A 239-nucleotide genomic window follows, 5' to 3' on the forward strand; every position below is an offset into this window, starting at 1 on the left:
GCGCTACTTTGCGTTCTCAAACATGCTGCTTTCTACTAGCGTATTATGGCTGGCAACTAAGTACTTGTTTGACCGCGGTGCATTCCATTGGATTGCCAGTATTCCTGCAGTAATCGCCACAGCAGTGACGCTTTCATACATTATGACAGCGGCAATTGGTCTTAACTTATCAAGTGATATGGGTAAGCCAATTGGTGCAGTGGTAGCGGTAATTGGTTTTATTACACTTGCCATAGTGC

Annotated in this window: 1 pseudogene; it reads left to right on the forward strand. The window is 44.8% G+C overall.

Annotated elements, in window-relative coordinates:
- Positions 1–239 (forward strand): annotated as a pseudogene (locus AAEY62_RS24485) (carbon starvation CstA 5TM domain-containing protein); the annotation flags it as partial.

The organism is Pseudoalteromonas sp. GW168-MNA-CIBAN-0100 (assembly GCF_040309225.1).
GTDB lineage: Bacteria > Pseudomonadota > Gammaproteobacteria > Enterobacterales > Alteromonadaceae > Pseudoalteromonas > Pseudoalteromonas arctica.